The sequence below is a fragment of the Streptomyces odontotermitis genome (assembly GCF_050510915.1).
In the GTDB taxonomy this organism is placed as follows: Bacteria; Actinomycetota; Actinomycetes; order Streptomycetales; family Streptomycetaceae; genus Streptomyces.
In genome coordinates this window covers 29,309-46,063 of the sequence record NZ_JBNJLS010000006.1, presented here as the reverse complement: position 1 = coordinate 46,063, position 16,755 = coordinate 29,309, and the positions used below count along the sequence as shown (strand labels likewise).

The following is a 16,755-nucleotide window of genomic DNA, read 5'->3' as shown; positions in this document are numbered from 1 at the left end:
GATCATCTCCGCAGGTTAGGGCGGGTGCGCCGCTGGGCGTTCGTACGTATGGACGACATTACGCACCCGCTCTCGTCCGCCGGAACGAATGATCTCTGTGAGGGGCGCCACAGCCGGTCGAGGGCCCGGTCCACGAGGGCCTCCGTGGAGTCGACCACCGGCAGCACGCGGGCGGCTTCCCCGGCGACCAGCGGGATCTCGGTGCAGGCGGCGATGACGACCTCGGCCCCCTGCTCCTCGAGCGCCTCGGCGGCCGAGGTGATCCACCGCGCGGGCGCCGCCGCGCCGGGTCCCGCCTCGACCGCGTGCAAGCCCGCCTTGACCGCACGGATCGCCGGATCCACGTATGCCTCCTGGACATCGGCGGGCGGCTGGACGACATCGAGCCCGAGCCGCTCACCCGCCCGCTCGTAGAGCCGTGCCGCCCGTGTGCCCCGGGTCGCGAGCACCCCCACGCGCGTGACGGGCCCGCCCCCGCCGGGTCGCCTGTTCTCGCTCTCGCTCGCGGTCCGAGCGGCCCGGCGCAGTGCGGCATCGATCATGTCCAGGACCTCGGCCCCCGACGCCCTCGCGACCTGCTCCAGGTACGCGTGTGCCGTATTGCAGGGAACGGCGATGCAGGTGGCGCCCGCACGTCGCAGCCACCGGGCGCCCTCGACCAGCTCCGGCACCGGTGAAGGCCCCTCGCCGAGCAGCGCGGCGGTCCGGTCGGGAACGGCGGAATCGGCCCACATGAGGACCGGCAGATGCGCTTGGTCGGCGTCGGCGGGGGTGCGCTCGACGAGCCTGCGGTAGAAGGCGGCCGTGGCCAACGGCCCCATCCCGCCAAGTATGCCCAGTGCCGGACGCGCGCGTCGCACTTCCACAGAATTCGGCCTTTCCGCATCGGTGACGGTCCACGCTGATCCTGCAGCGCCATCAGGACCGCGGGTTCGTCGCCAACTCCAAAAGCGGGGGCGGCCATTGGGACGGCTTCCCCGGCCGGGCGGCAGGCAACGGCGAGAGCCGTGCGGGGCGAACGCTGCGCTGCGAGGCGGGTCTTGAGCGCCCTCGGCAGGAGCCGTGGGGGGCCTCCGATTGACGTGTGCGCACGTCAAGCGCCGCTGGATGCGCCTTTGCAAACCCGGCGAAGCGGAGAAGGATTTTGAGAGCAAGCCGCCGCTGGCAGCCGCCTCGTGGACGCAGGGAGACTGGGCCGGACTCCTGATCGTGTCTACGGGAAGGTGTGGACCAGGGCGCAGGCACCCCGCCCCATGAGGCACCGCGCCCACCTCAGGGGCGGCCTCTGCTGGAGTCCGTTCCCACCTCCGAGGATCCGCGCGGCCTCCGGCACCTCCCGCACCCGGCAGGGCGGGTTCGACCCACCCCCCTGCCTGCTGCTGCTCTCTTGCCGCGCACTCACCGGCCCCGCCCGCTCCTTGCCTTGCCCGGCCTCTCCTTGCTCGTAGGGCCTGCTCGTGAAGCCCGCTCGTAGACCGCGCTCGTACGTCCCCCTCATACCCCCCCCTCGCACAGCCCGCTGGATTCGTATCGGCCAGGCGTGCCCTGGCCCCCGGCGATAAGGAAGTGCCCGATGAGTACTCCTCCGCGCGCCCCCTCCCCCACCACAGGTCTGGCCGATCTCTCCGGTCCGGCCGCGACACCGGAGAGACTCCCCCGCTCCGCGGAGACCAGGGAGATCAGGGAGACCAGGAGTCCGCGTCACGTCGCCTTCATAGTGGACGGCAACCGTCGCTGGGCACGCGCCCATGGCTGCCCCGTCGAGCAGGGGCACCGGGAGGGTGCGGACAACATCTGCCGGGCCGTGCGCTGGTGCGAGGCCGTGGGCATCGAGACCACCACGTGGTGGCTGCTCTCGACGGACAACCTCAACCGCGCCGCGCCCGAGCTCCACACGCTGCTGGACGTCATCCGCGAACTGACGCACCAGCTGGCGGCGGCCGGGTACTGGAGGATGCGTCACCTCGGGGATCCCCGGCTGCTCCCCGACTCGCTGGCCACGGCGCTGAGCGACGCGCAGACCAGCACCTGTCACAACCCGGGCCCTCAGATCAACTTCGCGGTGGGCTACAGCGGCAGGCAGGACATCCTCGCCGCGGCGCGCCTGATCGCCGACCAGGCGGTCACGTCCGCCGGCTTCTCCGTGTCCGAGTGGTCGTTCGCCCAGGCCCTGTCCACCGTCGGGCTGCCCGATCCGGACCTGGTGATCCGCACCTCCGGCGAACAGCGCCTGTCCGGGTTCATGCTCTGGCAGGCAGCGCTCTCGGAGCTGTATTTCTGCCCGACCCTGTGGCCCGACTTCACCCAGTCCGACCTCCACCGCGCCCTGGCCTTCTACGCCAACCGTCAGCGTCGTTTCGGAAAGTAGCCGGGAAAGCGACTCGGAAGGCGACTCAGAAAGCGACTCGGAAAACCACTCGGAAAGCAACCAGGAAGGAACTGCACCATGCCTGAAGGTCCTCTCCTGCTCCCGTTCCCCGACCTCGAGGTGGCGAAGGACATCTCCGGTTCCTTTCGGCCCCTCAAACCCTGGCTGCTCTCCCATCTGGGAAAGGGGCGTGCGACCTATCCGGCTCACCCGCAGACCGCCCGCCTGGAATCCGCGATTCTCGCCTGGGCAGCGGACCTCGAAATGAGCGAGGAACACCTCCAGGTGACCATCGAGGCGACGCCCGGCCACCTGGTGGGGCTCTTCGCCCCGCAAGCCCCCTGGAACGTGCTGCTGCCGCTGACCAAGCTGCAGATGATCCTGTTCTGGCTGAACACCGTGGACCTCGGCAGTGATCGGCCGGTCGGCCATCTCATCGAGCCCGCGAGAGCGACCCTGGAGAGCAGGACCGCGCCGTCCGGCGGGCCGGACATCCTCAGGCCGCTGGCGAGTCTCCGCGACGACATCATCGCGGCGGGCGGAGCGGGACTGCTCCCCGGCTTCACGGATCTGATGCTGGGATTCCTGCACGAATACACGCATCGGCAGGCGTGGGAGAACGGAGCCCCACTGCCCAGCCTCGACCGGTACCTCAAACACCGCACCCGCACGGCGGGGATCGTTCTCGGCATGTGGGTCCAGCGACTCCAGCCGGGCCTCATAGGTCCGGACGAGGAGCTTCCAGAACCACTGCTTCAACTCATGAAGCAGGGAAGCCTCCTCGTGGGTCTCGACAATGACCTGCACAGCTGCCACCTGGCCGCCGATTCGGGAGAGAGGCTCAGCCTCATCGGCGTCATCTGCCAGGAATACGGGATCCCCGTGGACATGGCCTTCTCCTGTGCGCTCACCCTGAATGCGGTCATGCGCTACGAGAACGCCAACACCGCTGCCGCGATCTGCGCGGACACTTCCCTGCCCGACGCGGTGAAGAGGCACGCCCAGGCGATCTTCTACTGGGTCGACTCCGTCTACACATGGTCGTTGGAGACGCCCCGCTACGGGCGGCTGCAGAGCATCGACGGCGCGACCGGCCACCAGACGGCGGGGCTGACATGAAGAGCCTGCGTTCGGTACCCAGGGCGCCCGGGTCACTGCCCCTCGTCGGCCATCTGATGCCGCTGATGCGCGACCCGCTGGAGTTCCTCAACTCCCTTCCCCCACACGGGAATCTCGTCCGCGTCCGGCTCGGCCCGTTCACCATGGTGGTGATCTGCGATCCCGAACTGACCCGGCAGGCACTGGTCGAGGACCGCGTCTTCGACAAGGGCGGCCCCATCTTCGACCGGGTGCGGGAGGTCGTGGGCGACGACGGACTGGCCAGCTGCCCCTACAGCACGCACCGGCGGCTGCGCCGGCTGACCCAGCCCGCCTTCCACCCGGCCCGGCTCCCCGACTACGCGAAGGCCATGAGCACGTGCATCGAGGAGGTGGCCGGCTCCTGGCACGCCGGGCAGACCCTGGACGTGTGCACGGAGATGATGACCATCACGTCCAAGGTCACGGCCGCCACCCTCTTCTCCGGCGCACTGCCGCCCGGCGAACTCGGCCCGGTCCTGGACGACGTGAAGACCTTCTTCGACGGCTTCTACCAGCGCATGTTCATGGTCCCTCCGCTGGACCGGCTCCCCACCTCCGGCAACCGCTCCCACCTGCGCGCACGCGCCCGCCTGCGCACCGCCTTCGACCAGATCATCGCGCAGCGCCGCGCCGAGGGCACCGACCGCGACGACCTCCTCTCGGCCCTTCTCGCCGCCCACGACCCCGAGGACGACAGCCGCGGTCTGACGGACGCGGAGGTCAGCGACACGATCGTCACCTTCTTCCTCGCCGGTACGGAGACCACCGCCGCCCTCCTGGCCTGGGCGCTCGACCTGCTGGCCCGCCACCCCGAGATCGAGCGGCGGCTGCACGCCGAGGTCGATTCCGTCCTGACCGGCGGCACGGCCACCCACGCCGACCTGCCCCGTCTCGAACTGACGGAGCGCATCATCACCGAGACCCTCCGGCTGCGCCCACCGGGCTGGATCTTCACGCGCACCGTCACCGCCGACACCCGCCTGGGCGGCCACCTGCTCCCCGCCGGCAGCAGCGTCATCTACAGCCCCTACCTCATCCACCACCGCCCCGACCTCTACGACCACCCCGAGACCTTCGACCCCGACCGCTGGGACCCGGATCGCCCGCAGCCGCCCCGCCACTCGCTCCTCCCCTTCGCCACCGGCGCCCGCAAGTGCATCGGCGACACCTTCGGCATGACCGAGGCCGTCCTCGCCCTCGCGACCATCACCGCCCGCTGGCGCCTGCACCAATTGCCCGGCCAACAGGTCCGTCCCGCCCTGGGGTTGGCCCTGCGGCCGCGCCGGCTCCACATGCGGGCCACGCCCCGCATCAGCACCCCGTCCCAGAAATGCGCTCCCGCCCCCGCCGACCTAGCCTGACGAAGGGACCGCCCTACCAAGGAGCCCGCATGCCCACGTCCGCGTCCGCCGCCTCCCACGTCCGAGTGCGCCGCATCTACGACCCGCCCGAGCCCGACGACGGATACCGCGTCCTCGTGGACCGCCTGTGGCCGCGCGGCGAGTCGAAGGAGAAGGCCCGCCTGGACGAGTGGCTCAAGGACGTGACGCCCTCCAACGAACTGCGCAAGTGGTTCCACGGCGGCGAGGGGACGTTCGAGCAGTTCCGCCACCGCTACGAGACGGAGCTGAAGCAGCCGGAGGCCGCCCGGGCCCTGGCCCACTTGACCGACCTCTCCCGCCGCGGCCCCCTCACCCTCCTGACCGCCGCCAAGGACCCCGAACACTCCCATGCGGCGGTGCTCCTGGCCGCCGTACGGGAGGCACCGGCACAACGACCCCACAAGAAGAGCTGACCGGTACCGGAAGGAGCGCTGACCGGCGGCCCCCACGGCGCGCCGAGGCCGTCGGGTCAGCCCTGCATGCCCCCGCCGCCCACACTGCGGCTGCGGCCCCGGAATTCGGCGACCACGTCCTGTCCCCTGGTCACCGTCACGTCATAGATCCCGCTGCGTCCGTAGCGGGTGCGCTCCTCGGCCGTCGCCACCAGCACGTCGCCCTCCCGCACCGGCGCCACGAAGACGATGTCCGCCGCCGCGGCGACCGTCATCGGCCCCTGGGTGTTGCAGGCACAGGCGAAGGCCGAGTCGGCGAGGAGGAAGACGTAGCCGCCGTGGCCGCTGCCGTAGCCGTTGAGCATCCCGGCGCTGACCGTCATCTGCAGTACGGCCCGGTTCTCGGCGAGTTCCAGCAGTTCGATGCCGAGCTCGCCGGACGCCTTGTCGGCGGTGAACATGGCCCGGGCGGCCTCCACTCCGGCAGCCGGACCCTCGTATGCGGACATGAACCGCCTCTCCCTGGGGATGCGCCGCTCGCTCGCGGGGCTCGTCGTCAACGATGACACATGACCGAAACTGCACCTCTCGATACGTCATGTGACGCATTGACCCCACAGCGCGGTCACGGTTGCATGCATGTGGTCATCCGGTGGGGAGCCGGAGAAGACCGGGGATGAGACGTGTCTCAACTGGGGGGAAAATGAGGGGAATCACGAATCGGAGCGCCACCAGACGTGTGCGGACCGCCGCCTTGAGCTCGGCGGTCGCGGTGGCCGCTGTCTGCACGGTCACGGCGGCGCCGCCCGGAGCCGCCGCGCCCCGGCCCTCGGCTGTCGCGGACGTCGCGGCCGACAGCGGAGCCGGTGTCGAGAGGATCAGTGTCGCGGACGACGGCACGCAGGCCGACGCCGACTCCGCCGGCGCCTCGATCACGCCCGACGGCCGCCGCATCGTCCTGTCGTCCTCGGCCACGAACCTCACACCCGACAACCCCGCGGGAAACAACAGGGTGTTCGTCCGCGACCAGCGGACAAGGCAGATCAAGCAGATGAGGAGCAACTACTCCCCGATCCAGCCCCCGGCGATCAGCGGTGACGGGCAATACGCCTCCCATTGGGGGCAGTTGTTCCGAGACACGAAGGTCTTCCTGGCACAGGTGAGCTCGGGAAGTGTGATCGGCATCAACTGTTCGGGCCTCAGCTGCAGCCAGCCGTCGCTCAGCGCGGACGGCCGCTACATCGCCCAGGTCGCCACCTTCAACCGGCCGCCGTCCCGGCAGCGCATCGACGTGCTGGACTGGCACGCCGACACCAAGGTGACCGTCGCCGAGTTCGACCACACCGCCGCGTCCCGGCCGTCCATGAGCGGCGACGGCCGCCGTGTCGCCTACCAGGACGGCAAGACGCGGGACGTCTTCGTGTGGGACCGCACCACCGGCACCAGCTCCGGCCCGATCGAGGGCGCCGCCAAGGAGGCGACACTCGTCCAACTCAGCAAGGACGGCAGCAAGGCCGTCTACCTCTCGGGCACCGACACCTACGTATACGACGTAGGCGCGGGCACCGCCCAACTGGTGGCGAACGTACGGGGAGTCGCCATCGACCCCACCGGCCGCTACCTGCTCCACGCCCCGGCCGGCACGAGCGGACCATCGCCCCTCACACTCCGCGACCTGCAAGCGGGCACCGACGAGACCGTCTCCAGCCAGCCCGCATCGGCCGGGACCGACGCCGTCAGCACCGGAGGACGCGACGTCGTCTTCCAGTCCACGGCCGACGACATCGTGCCCGGCGACACCAACGGCAAGTCGGACGTCTTCATCCGCCGCTTCTACTGACCGCTCCGGACGTCCCGAGGCGCTCCGGAGCATCCCGGAGCGCCCCGGAGCGCCCCGGCTGCCGCCCTCACCAGCCGTGGTCCAACGCACTTACCTCTTGCGGTAGTTGCGGGCGTCCTCTCCCGCCGCCACCACCATGTCGAGGTCCGCTCCGACCGACGCCGTGACGACGACGCCGACCGCGCCCTCCACGAAGGGGGCGTCCACGATCCGCGTGTCGGCGGGCATCACCCGGTCGTCGGAGCCGGAGAGCAGGGCCTGCACCGTCAGGACGGCGCTGCCCATGTCGCACAGGACCGCGACGCCCTTGCCCTCGTCGGCCTTGAGGGCGGCCGCGTGGATGCGCTCGGCGCTCGTACCGATGCGGCCGTCGTCGGTGCCTCCGGCCGCGAGGACGGGGGCGACGTCACCGGAGCCGACCATCGCCTTCGCCAACTCGGCGGTGGACGCGGCCACTTCACGGCTGTGCGACACCAGGACCACGCCGACCCGGCCGCCACCCTTGGGGGTGGTAGACCCTTCCGTGGCCGGCTCCTCCATGGCCGGCTCCTCCATGGCCGGCTCCTCAGCGTCGTCCTCGGAGGAGTCGACGGTGGGCTGCTGTGCTTCCGTCGCCATCGGCTCCGGCGCCCACGCCGGGTCGGCGGCCAGGAGCAGCGCGTCGAAGAGCACCACCACGGAGTTCGCCCCCGCGTCCTGGTGGCCGACGCTGCGCTCGCCCAGGTAGCTGGCGCGGCCCTTGCGCGCCTGCAGGGCCTCGGTCGCGTCGGCGCCCGTCCGGGCCGCGGCCCGCGCCGCCGTGAAGGCTTCGGTGACCGACGTGGACGCCCGCGTCTCCAGCGCGTCGAGCGCCGGCACGAGCGCGTCCAGGAGCGTCGCGTCGCCCGGAACGGCGCCGCCCAGCTTGCCGACGCTCAGCGCACCGGCCCGCAGCGCGGCGCCCAACTCGGCGACCGTGACCGTCTCTTGGGCGCCCAGGCGCTTGCCGGTGCGGCGCAGCGCCGTACCGAAGAGGGGGCCGGAGGCGCCGCCGACGGAGTTGGTGAGTGTGGTGCCCGCGAGGCCGAAGACGTCGCCGGGGGCGGCGGGCGGGTTCTGCTCGGCCGCCTCGCACACGGCGGCGAAGCCGCGCACCATGTTCGCTCCGTGGTCGCCGTCGCCGATCGCGGCGTCGAGGGCGGTGAGCCGGGCGCCCTCGCGCCGGAACAGCTCCGCGGCGGCCGTCAGCCAGCGTCGGAAGTAGGCGGCGTCGAGGACGACAGCAGAGGCAGCGTCGAGGACGGCATCGGAGGCGACGCCGGGGGTGGCCTCGCGGGCGTCAGGGGTGGGGTACTCGGTCAAGGCTGTTCTTCCTGTTCTGCTCTTCCCGGCGAGGGTTCGCGGCGCCGGTCGGGTGACTCCAGTGCCTCAGGCGCCCCAGCGCAGCGACGGGGTGCGTACGGGGGCGTCCCACAGCTGCAGCATCCGCTCGTCGGCGCGGCACAGGGTGAGGGTGCAGCCCGCCATGTCGAGGCTGGTGACGTAGTTGCCGACGAGGGAGCGGGCGACCTGGATCCCGCGGGCCGCCAGGAGGCGCTCGGCCTCGGCGCGGACCACGTACAGCTCGATGGGCGGGGTCGCCCCGAGCCCGTTGACGAGGAGGATGACGGGCGCGCCGCCCTCCTCGGGAAGGTCTTCGAGGATGGCGTCGAGCATGCTCTCGGTGACCTCGGCGGCGGAGCCGAGCCGGGCCCGGCGACGGCCCGGCTCGCCGTGGATGCCGACGCCCAACTCGATCTCGTCGGGGCCGAGTTCGAAGTTGGGGGTGCCGTTGGCGGGCGTCGTGCAGGAGCTGAGGGCCACGCCGAAACTGCGGCTGAGCTCATTGGTCCTGCGAGCCGTCGCGGCGACCTCGGCGAGCGGTGCGCCTTCCTCGGCGAGCGCACCGGCGAGCTTCTCCACGAAGAGGGTGGCGCCGGTGCCGCGGCGCCCGGCCCCTTCGCCGCGGGCCACGGCCACGTCGTCGTCGACGACCACCGTCTCGACCTTGATCCCGTCGTCGTCGGCGTCCTCGGCGGCCATGCCGAAGTTGAGGATGTCGCCCGTGTAGTTCTTGACGATGTGCAGCACCCCGGCGCCGGAGTCGATCGCGGCGGTCGCCGCGCCGATGCGGTCGGGAACCGGCGAGGTGAAGACGGGGCCGGCCACGGCAGCGTCCAGCATGCCGGTGCCCACGAACCCGGCGTGCAGGGGCTCGTGGCCGCTGCCGCCCCCGGACAGGACGCCCACCTTGCCGGGAACCGTGCCGCCCGCCCGGGTCACGATGCCCGCCACCGGGTCCACGGAGAGCTCCGGGTAGCTGGCGGCCATCCCCCGCAGCGCATCCGCGACGACGGTCTCCGGAGCATTGATGAGCTTCTTCACGACGGTTCTCTCCCTTGAATACCGAAGAAATCAGAGCGCCAGAAATAAGAACGCCACGGAAACGCCTAAAGTGCAGTCGGAAATTTCGGTGCGCCCGCCCTGCTTCCGTCAGACATTACCCGCGCCCTGAACACGCGGAACCCCTGCCATTGGTCCCGGCGGCAACAGCACAAAGCCCCCTGCGAAGCGACAACTCCCCCGTGCAATGCTCTGGTTCACCAGCCGCCGGAGGAATTGTCCGAGCAGCTCTTGATTTACCGACTGGAGAACGAGGCACCGTGAACAACGTCGTTACGCGCATGCTCATCAGTCCCCCGAAGTACGTCCAGGGCGCGGGCGCCATGCACCAGCTGGGCGAGCACGTCTCCGCGCTGGGCGACCACGCCCTCGTCATCGCGGACGACGGTGTGTGGGGATTCGCCGGCGAGACGGTGGAGAAGTCCCTCGCCGGCGCGGGCATCACGCTGACCCGCGAGACCTTCGGCGGCCTCTGCACGCAGAAGGAGATCGACCGGATCGCGGCCCGGGTGCGCGAGACGGGCGCGAACGTCGTGGTGGGCATCGGCGGCGGCATGACCGTGGACACCGCGAAGTCGGTGAGCTTCACCTGCGACGGCATCCCGTCGGTGAGCGCCCCCACAGTGGCGTCCACGGACGCCCCGACCAGCGCGCACGCGGTCATCTACACCGAGAGCGGCGCGTTCGAGCGCTACTTCTTCGGCCTGCACCGCAACCCCAACCTCGTCCTGGTCGACACCGCCTACGTCGCAGGCGCCCCCAGCCGCTTCATCGTCTCCGGCATGGGCGACGCGCTGGCCACCTGGTACGAGGCCCGCACCTGCGTCCAGGCACGCAGCACCGCCATGGCCGGCGGCCTGGCCACCGAGGCGGCCCTCGCGCTGGCCCGGCTCTGCTGGGAGACGCTCATGGAGTACGGGGTCCAAGCCAAGCTCGCCGCCGAACAGCACGTCGCGACGCCCGCCCTGGAGAAGATCACCGAAGCCAACACGCTTCTGTCCGGCCTCGGTTTCGAGAGCTGCGGCCTGGCCGCCGCCCACGGCATCCACAACGGCTTCACCTCCTCGCCCAGGACCAGGACGTTCATGCACGGCGAGAAGGTCAACCTCGGCACGCTCGCCCAACTGGTCATGGAGGGGGCACCGACAGAGGAGCTCGACACGTTCCTCCGCTTCAGCCGCTCAGTCGGCCTCCCGACGACGCTGGCCGACATCGGCCTGGCCGACCCCGACCGCGAGGAACTCCTCGCGATCGGCCGCGCGGCCACCGCCGCGGGCGAGACCACGCACAACATGCCGTTCACGGTGACGGCGGAGATGGTGGCGGACGCGCTGCTGGCGGGCGACGCGTATGCGCGCGCGACGGCGGCCAAGCGCACTGCCGCCTGACGTCGTTCCCCCGCGCGCCCACGGGCAGCGGATCCGGGCCAAGTGGCCTGGACCCGCCGCCCGTTGAGTCGACCAGCGAGGCCAGCGTGGCCCTTCATGGGTGCAGCGATCACCACCATCCTCCTCGCGTTCGGTCGGCTACCTCGTCACCTACCTCTTTCTGCACCCTGAGACAGACAGCACATCCGCGGACAGGACCACCGGGCGCCCGCCCGCCTACGGGTCACGCGACTCACGAGCCGTAGGACAGACACTGCGCGTACGCGGTGATCGGGAAGGTGGCTCCGGCGTTGTTGTCGTCCTGCTGGTAGGAGACCCGCCACGAGTTCGTGGCCGTATCCGACCTGCTCTCCCAGAACCAGGCTTTGATGTCAGCTGACGGGCGATCGATACGCGCGCCGTGCTCGAACCCTCCGCCGACCACGACGGTCCCGCTCGGACACGTGGCCGTGACTGTGACCTGGCCCTTGCTGGAGTTGGGCAGGTTCTTCGTCTCTCCCTTCACCTGCTGAACCGACAGGTTCTTGGTCGGACCTGCGGGTCCGGTGGCGCCTGTTGCGCCTGTGGCTCCGGTCGGGCCGGTGGCGCCTGTTGCGCCGGTCGCCCCAGTGGCACCTGTGGGACCAGTGGCGCCTGCGGTTCCCGGCGCCCCGTCGGCCCCCGTGGCCCCGTCCTCGCCCTTCGGCCCGGTCGGCCCGGTCTCCCCCGTGGCACCAGTCGCGCCGGTCGCCCCAGTTGGCCCCATCGACCCGGTGGACCCGGTGGGTCCGGTGGGTCCGGTGGGTCCGGTGGGTCCGGTGGGTCCGGTAGGGCCTGCGACTCCTGCCGCGCCGTCACTGCCCTTGGCCCCGTCCGCGCCCTGGGCCCCGGTCGGGCCCGTGGCCCCAGTAGCTCCGGTAGCTCCGGTCGGACCTGTGGGCCCAGTCGCTCCGACTGTCCCATCGACGCCAGCAGCACCCTGCGCGCCGGTAGCACCGGTCGCCCCCGTCGGACCGGTCGGCCCAGTGGCACCCGTGGCACCTACCGCACCATCAACTCCCTTGGCGCCAGCCGTACCGGTAGGCCCCGTCGGTCCGGTGGCTCCGGTCGCGCCGCTAGGCCCAGTCGGCCCCGTAGCACCAGTCGCGCCCACAGCCCCGTCTACACCAGCCGCACCTTTCGCCCCGGTCGCGCCCGTCGCACCCGTCGGCCCAGCTGGGCCGGTCGCACCCGTCGGCCCGGCCACACCATCAGTGCCCTTGGCTCCAGTGGCTCCAGTGGCTCCAGTCGGACCTGTAGCACCGGTCGCACCAGTAGCCCCATTAACACCAGTCGGCCCAGTCGGACCCGCCGGCCCCGCGGCCCCAGTAGGCCCGGTGTCCCCCTTCGGCCCGCGCCCACCCGCAGGCCCCCCAGGCCCAGTTGCCCCCTTCGGCCCGGCAGGTCCGGCAGGTCCGGCAGGTCCGGCAGGTCCGGCAGGCCCCGCCGGGCCGGTGGGACCGGTGGGGCCGACGGGCCCGACTGCCCCCGACGTACGGCACCACGGCACGGACGCGCTGTTCCGCACGTACCGCGCGCTCATCCACCCACTGCCATCCGCGAGCTTGTACCAGATCCCGTTGCCCTTGATCCGCTGCCCACGGGCCTTGCACTGGATCGACACCCGGGCCCCGGTCGCATAGATCCGCACGGACCGTGACGCCATCGTCGGCCGCGTCCGTACGTGCTGACCGATCCGGGAGATGATCCTGCCCCCGACCACCGCGCGCGCCGCGACCTCCGTGACAGCACGGTCCGCCTCTGCCGAAGGCATGGCAGGCATGGCAGGCATGGACTGCCCCGGCGGAGCCGCCACCGCTGTCGTCGGGCACAGCGACAGCGTCATCCCCAACGAGAAGACGCTGAACGTCGAACGGAGCACCAGGTCCCTGTGGTTCGGACTGAGCATGATCGTGCGGGCCCCTCTCGGAGAGTCGGGCAGAAGGAAGGACAAGCCGCCAGCAGGATCGAATGGCGAACAGCTCGTCGGCCGAACCACGCGGTGGGGCAGGCCCACATGGCCGCACGGGATCACGAACAGGGGTGATCCACTGCCTCCCCCCACCCGGCGTCTCGTTCTGCTCAATGCACCCTCCGCCCCAGGCCAGTGGGGCGGAGCCCGCCCGCCGGATCGGCCCGAAGGCGAGAACCCCATGACCGACGACCCCCGCAAGCCCACCATCTGCCTCTGCATGATCGTGAAGGACGAGGCGCAGGTGATCGAACGCTGTCTCGCCTCGGTCCGCGAGCTGGATCTGATCGACACCTGGGTCATCTCCGACACCGGCTCCACCGACGGCACCCAGGACCTGATCCGCAAGGCCCTCGACGGCATCCCCGGCACCCTCCACGAGGAGCCCTGGCAGGACTTCGGCCACAACCGGAGCCGCAACATCGCCCACGCCCTCGGCAAGGCCGACTACTTGCTGCTCATCGACGCCGACATGGTCGTACGCCAGGACGGCCCCCTGCCGCCGCTCGGCGCCGACTCGTACATGATCAAGCACGCGGGAGACACCGAGTACCGCATCAAGCGCCTGGTGCGCGGGGACATCGCCTGGCACTACGAGGGCGCCACCCACGAGTACCTGACGAGCAATCAGGACCATGGCCAGGAAAACCTCGACGCCCTGGTCGTCGAGCACTTCGCGGACGGCGGATCGCGCGGCGACAAGTTCGAGCGCGACGCGCGGCTGCTGCGCCGGGAGCTGGAGCGCGACCCCGACAACAGCCGCGCCGTGTTCTATCTCGCCCAGACCTTGCGGGACTTGGGCGAGACGAGCGAGGCCGTCGACCTGTACGAGCGGCGGGCGCGCATGGGCGGCTGGGAGGAGGAGATCTACTACGCCTTGCTGCAGGCCGGTGTCCTGCGCGCCGACTCCGGGGACTGGCCCGGCGGCATGGACTGCCTGGTGCGGGCCTGGGAGTCACGGCCGCAGCGCCTGGAGGCCACGTACGAACTGGCCTCACGGCTGCGCGGGCGGAAGTGCCACCGGGCCGCCCACGCCTATGCGAGCGCGGGTCTGGACCGGCCGCGCCCGGCGGACGATCTGTTCGTGCAGCCCTGGGTCTACCGGTGGGGCCTGCTGTTCGAGTACTCCATCACCACGTACTGGACCGGCGACATCGCCGCGTCCGTCGCCGCCTGCGACCGGCTCCTCGCCATGCCCGACCTCCCGGACCCGTATCGCGAACAGACCCTCGCCAACCGGAAGTTCGGCATCAAGCTGGTGCCGCGGACGTACGAGATGCGGATGCCCGAGCCGGTCTGGTGAAGCCCGGATCCGCGGAGATGACGGCTCTTGACCTCAACCATGCTTGAGGAACCACGCTGGTCGCATGACGATCACAGACAGCGCAGCCACCGGCAGCCGGACCATCCTCTTCCGCAACACCATGCGCATCACCGACGGCCACCTCGACGACTTCCGGGACGCCATCGCGCAGGCGGTGGCGTTCGTCGAAGAGCACGGCCCGCAGCTCATGGTGGAGGTGTTCATCGACGAGGAGCGGATGCTGGCGCACAGCTTCCAGCTCTATGGCGACTCCGACGCCATCCGCACCCACTGGCGTCTCTCCGATCCGTACATACGGGAGGTCATGGAGCACTGCACCGTGCAGCACTTCGAGGTGTTCGGGGACCCGGACGACGACATCGTCGCGGCCCTCAGGACGCCCGACGGCGCGCCGTTCCCCTTCGGCCTCACGCCCCGCCTGACCGGTTTCACGCGTCTGCAGCACCCGCGCGCCGCCGCCTGACCGCCCCGCCCGGGGTCCTGCAAAGCCCGCCCGAAAGCCCGCCCGTGGAGCCCTCCCGTAAAGAGGGCATTACGGGAGGCGCACGATCTGGATCAGGTTGCCGCAGGTGTCGTCCAGGACCGCGGTCGTGACCCCGCCCATCTCCAGCGGCTCCTGGGTGAACTCCACGCCGAGCTCGCGCAGGCGCTTGAACTCCGCCTCGACGTCGTCCACGGCGAACGAGGTGGCCGGGATGCCGTCCTCGACCAGCGCCGTCTTGTACGGCTGCACCGCGGGGTGACCGGAGGGCTCCAGGAGCAGTTCGGTGCCCTCGGGGTTCTCCGGCGAGACGACGGTCAGCCAGCGGGCCGGGCCGCCGAGCGGGATGTCGGTCTTCTTCTCGAAGCCCAGCTTCTCGGTGTAGAAGCGCAGGGCCTTCTCCTGGTCGTCGACGAAGACGCTGGTGACGTAGATCTTCATGGGGCGCTCCCCGGTGGCTGGGGCTTGAGCCATCGGGTCACGATGCGCTCAAGGGGTCGGGTGTCGAGGTCGTGGAACTTGTAGCGGCCCTGACGCCGGGAGACGACCAGACCGGCGGTCTCGAGCACGGCCAGATGCTGGCTGATCGCCTGACGTGACAGGCCGAGGCCGTGCTTGGTCGTGAGCCGCGTGCATATCTCGAAGAGGGTCTGGCCGTCGCGCTCGGTCAGCTCGTCGAGGATGAGCCGACGGGTGGGGTCGGCCAGGGCCTTGAACACATCCTCTGCCATGACCTCCACGATAGGCAAGTCATGACTTGCCTATCAACTCGAGCCGGGCCGCAGTTCGCGAGCCGGGCCGCAGCACTCGATCCGGGGCCCAGTAGAGGACACCACCTGTCCGCTACCTCTGTGATCGTGGCAGCCGAGCCGTCCGGGGCCCCAGACCACGGCTGAGAAGCCGAGAAGTGAGACCGCCATGACCATCCTCGACGCCCGCGCCCTCAACCGCGCCACCCTCGCACGCCAGCACCTCCTCGCGCGCAGCGACACCTCCGTGCCCGCGATGGTCGCCCACCTGTGCGGACTCCAGGCGCAGGAGCCCCAGGAACCCTTCATCGGGCTGTACTCCCGCCTGGCCGGCTTCAAGGCCGCCGACCTGGACGACGCACTGACCGGCCGGACCGTGGTGCGCACGCACCTGATGCGCCGCACCGTCCACCTCGTCACCGCCGACGACGCGCTCGCCTGGCGCGCCCGTCACGACGCCATGCTGCGCCAGCGGGTGCTCGGCACCTACCGGCGCGAGCTCGCCGGCATCGACATGGACGAGGTCGCCGCCGCGGGCCGCGCCGTCCTGTCCGACCAGCAGCCGCGCACCATGAGCGAGCTCGTGCAAGCCCTCGAAGACCGCTGGCCAGGCCCGCCCCGCCGGGCTCTGGGTGAGCTGCTGGTGGCAGCCCTCATCCCCATGGCCCAGCTCCCGCCCCGCGGCCTGTGGCACCAGACCGCGGGCGTACGCAACCTGCCCTTGGCCGCCTGGCTGGGACGTGACATCGACCCCCTGCCCGACGACGAACACGACCCCGTCGGGCAGCAGTTGGTCCACCGCTACCTCGCCGCCTACGGCCCCGCCGCCGGCGCCGACCTGCGCGCCTGGTGCGGGCTCGCCGGTCTTCCCGCCGCCGTGAAGGCCGCCCGGGAAGGACTCGTCGCCTTCCGCGACGAACGCGGTCGCGAACTCCTCGATCTCCCCGACGCGCCCCGCCCGGACCCCGACACCCCGGCCCCCGTCCGGTTCCTGCCGGCCTTCGACAACGCCATCCTCGGTTTCCAGGACCGCGGCCGCATCATCGACGCCCCTCACCTCGGCCTCTCCGTCGCAGGTCACCGCGCCGTCCTGGTCGACGGGCGCGTCACCGCCACCTGGACGGCACGCCAGGGCCGACTCGGCATCAGCCCTCTCCGCCCCCTCACGGCACAGGAGCAGGAAGCCGTCCGCGCCGAAGCACAGGACCTGGCCACGTTCTTGGACGAGGGCATCGAGCACGTCCACCTCGACACCGGTACGCGCAGCGACAACTGACGTT

General features: G+C 70.9%; 16 protein-coding genes. 9 read left to right on the top strand and 7 right to left on the bottom strand.

Annotated features, from left to right (window positions below; translation table 11 throughout):
- Positions 1–2: 2 nt before the first annotated feature.
- Positions 3–860 (bottom strand): cysteate racemase, encoded by an 858-nt coding sequence (gene cuyB, locus ACQB60_RS18800; protein WP_496927157.1) that lies wholly within the window; start codon positions 858–860, stop codon positions 3–5.
- A gap of 713 nt (positions 861–1,573) precedes the next feature.
- Here cuyB and uppS point away from each other — a divergent pair.
- From uppS to ACQB60_RS18780, 4 genes are all read left to right on the top strand, one after another.
- On the top strand, positions 1,574–2,368 hold the full coding sequence (gene uppS, locus ACQB60_RS18795) for a polyprenyl diphosphate synthase (protein ID WP_496927156.1): 795 nt from the start codon (positions 1,574–1,576) through the stop codon (positions 2,366–2,368).
- Positions 2,369–2,446: 78 nt separating this feature from the next.
- On the top strand, positions 2,447–3,487 hold the full coding sequence (locus ACQB60_RS18790; RefSeq protein WP_496927155.1) for a terpene synthase family protein: 1,041 nt from the start codon (positions 2,447–2,449) through the stop codon (positions 3,485–3,487).
- Positions 3,484–4,869, top strand: a complete 1,386-nt coding sequence (locus ACQB60_RS18785) for a cytochrome P450 (RefSeq protein WP_496927154.1) — start codon at positions 3,484–3,486, stop codon at positions 4,867–4,869. Before ACQB60_RS18790 ends, ACQB60_RS18785 begins: the two co-directional genes overlap by 4 nt.
- A 29-nt stretch (positions 4,870–4,898) precedes the next feature.
- Entirely contained in the window at positions 4,899–5,303 is a 405-nt protein-coding gene (locus ACQB60_RS18780) for a DUF488 domain-containing protein (protein WP_496927153.1), read from the top strand.
- Positions 5,304–5,359: 56 nt separating this feature from the next.
- Here ACQB60_RS18780 and paaI read toward each other — a convergent pair whose 3' ends face one another.
- On the bottom strand, positions 5,360–5,791 hold the full coding sequence (gene paaI / locus ACQB60_RS18775; RefSeq protein WP_496927152.1) for a hydroxyphenylacetyl-CoA thioesterase PaaI: 432 nt from the start codon (positions 5,789–5,791) through the stop codon (positions 5,360–5,362).
- Positions 5,792–6,036: 245 nt separating this feature from the next.
- Here paaI and ACQB60_RS18770 point away from each other — a divergent pair, with 245 nt between their 5' ends.
- Positions 6,037–7,122, top strand: a complete 1,086-nt coding sequence (locus ACQB60_RS18770) for a TolB family protein (protein ID WP_496927151.1) — start codon at positions 6,037–6,039, stop codon at positions 7,120–7,122.
- Between the two features lie 90 nt (positions 7,123–7,212).
- Here ACQB60_RS18770 and dhaL read toward each other — a convergent pair whose 3' ends face one another.
- Together dhaL and dhaK are read right to left on the bottom strand one after the other, a co-directional pair.
- Positions 7,213–8,463, bottom strand: coding sequence for a dihydroxyacetone kinase subunit DhaL (dhaL, locus tag ACQB60_RS18765; RefSeq protein ID WP_496927150.1), 1,251 nt, complete (start codon positions 8,461–8,463; stop codon positions 7,213–7,215).
- Positions 8,464–8,529: 66 nt separating this feature from the next.
- Positions 8,530–9,525 (bottom strand): dihydroxyacetone kinase subunit DhaK, encoded by a 996-nt coding sequence (dhaK, locus tag ACQB60_RS18760; RefSeq protein ID WP_496927149.1) that lies wholly within the window; start codon positions 9,523–9,525, stop codon positions 8,530–8,532.
- A 299-nt stretch (positions 9,526–9,824) separates the two neighbouring features.
- On the opposite strand from dhaK, the gene ACQB60_RS18755 reads away from it, so the two are divergent.
- Entirely contained in the window at positions 9,825–10,931 is a 1,107-nt protein-coding gene (locus ACQB60_RS18755; protein WP_496927148.1) for a glycerol dehydrogenase, read from the top strand.
- Positions 10,932–11,163: 232 nt separating this feature from the next.
- On the opposite strand, the gene ACQB60_RS18750 is transcribed toward ACQB60_RS18755, so the two are convergent.
- Positions 11,164–12,492: a collagen-like domain-containing protein gene (locus ACQB60_RS18750; RefSeq protein WP_496927536.1), complete on the bottom strand. Its 1,329-nt coding sequence runs from the start codon at positions 12,490–12,492 to the stop codon at positions 11,164–11,166.
- 610 nt (positions 12,493–13,102) lie between these two features.
- Here ACQB60_RS18750 and ACQB60_RS18745 point away from each other — a divergent pair.
- Positions 13,103–14,224: a tetratricopeptide repeat-containing glycosyltransferase gene (locus tag ACQB60_RS18745; protein WP_496927147.1), complete on the top strand. Its 1,122-nt coding sequence runs from the start codon at positions 13,103–13,105 to the stop codon at positions 14,222–14,224.
- A 64-nt stretch (positions 14,225–14,288) separates the two neighbouring features.
- Positions 14,289–14,708, top strand: coding sequence for a hypothetical protein (locus tag ACQB60_RS18740; RefSeq protein ID WP_496927146.1), 420 nt, complete (start codon positions 14,289–14,291; stop codon positions 14,706–14,708).
- Between the two features lie 69 nt (positions 14,709–14,777).
- On the opposite strand, the gene ACQB60_RS18735 is transcribed toward ACQB60_RS18740, so the two are convergent.
- Both ACQB60_RS18735 and ACQB60_RS18730 read right to left on the bottom strand, forming a co-directional pair.
- Positions 14,778–15,167, bottom strand: a complete 390-nt coding sequence (locus ACQB60_RS18735) for a VOC family protein (protein WP_496927145.1) — start codon at positions 15,165–15,167, stop codon at positions 14,778–14,780.
- Positions 15,164–15,457, bottom strand: a complete 294-nt coding sequence (locus ACQB60_RS18730) for an ArsR/SmtB family transcription factor (protein WP_496927144.1) — start codon at positions 15,455–15,457, stop codon at positions 15,164–15,166. Before ACQB60_RS18730 ends, ACQB60_RS18735 begins: the two co-directional genes overlap by 4 nt.
- A gap of 187 nt (positions 15,458–15,644) precedes the next feature.
- Between ACQB60_RS18730 and ACQB60_RS18725 the strand changes: the two genes are divergently transcribed.
- Positions 15,645–16,751: a winged helix DNA-binding domain-containing protein gene (locus ACQB60_RS18725; RefSeq protein ID WP_496927143.1), complete on the top strand. Its 1,107-nt coding sequence runs from the start codon at positions 15,645–15,647 to the stop codon at positions 16,749–16,751.
- The last annotated feature ends 4 nt before the right edge of the window (positions 16,752–16,755 follow it).

Bases quoted from the DNA above. Each gene is read 5' to 3' on its own strand.
- uppS (WP_496927156.1), top strand. From the start codon at position 1,574: ATGAGTACTCCTCCGCGCGCCCCCTCCCCCACCACAGGTCTGGCCGAT.
- ACQB60_RS18790 (WP_496927155.1), top strand. From the start codon at position 2,447: ATGCCTGAAGGTCCTCTCCTGCTCCCGTTCCCCGACCTCGAGGTGGCG.
- ACQB60_RS18785 (WP_496927154.1), top strand. From the start codon at position 3,484: ATGAAGAGCCTGCGTTCGGTACCCAGGGCGCCCGGGTCACTGCCCCTC.
- ACQB60_RS18780 (WP_496927153.1), top strand. From the start codon at position 4,899: ATGCCCACGTCCGCGTCCGCCGCCTCCCACGTCCGAGTGCGCCGCATC.
- paaI (WP_496927152.1), bottom strand. From the start codon at position 5,791: ATGTCCGCATACGAGGGTCCGGCTGCCGGAGTGGAGGCCGCCCGGGCC.
- ACQB60_RS18755 (WP_496927148.1), top strand. From the start codon at position 9,825: ATGCTCATCAGTCCCCCGAAGTACGTCCAGGGCGCGGGCGCCATGCAC.
- ACQB60_RS18750 (WP_496927536.1), bottom strand. From the start codon at position 12,492: ATGAGCGCGCGGTACGTGCGGAACAGCGCGTCCGTGCCGTGGTGCCGT.
- ACQB60_RS18745 (WP_496927147.1), top strand. From the start codon at position 13,103: ATGACCGACGACCCCCGCAAGCCCACCATCTGCCTCTGCATGATCGTG.
- ACQB60_RS18740 (WP_496927146.1), top strand. From the start codon at position 14,289: ATGACGATCACAGACAGCGCAGCCACCGGCAGCCGGACCATCCTCTTC.
- ACQB60_RS18735 (WP_496927145.1), bottom strand. From the start codon at position 15,167: ATGAAGATCTACGTCACCAGCGTCTTCGTCGACGACCAGGAGAAGGCC.
- ACQB60_RS18730 (WP_496927144.1), bottom strand. From the start codon at position 15,457: ATGGCAGAGGATGTGTTCAAGGCCCTGGCCGACCCCACCCGTCGGCTC.
- ACQB60_RS18725 (WP_496927143.1), top strand. From the start codon at position 15,645: ATGACCATCCTCGACGCCCGCGCCCTCAACCGCGCCACCCTCGCACGC.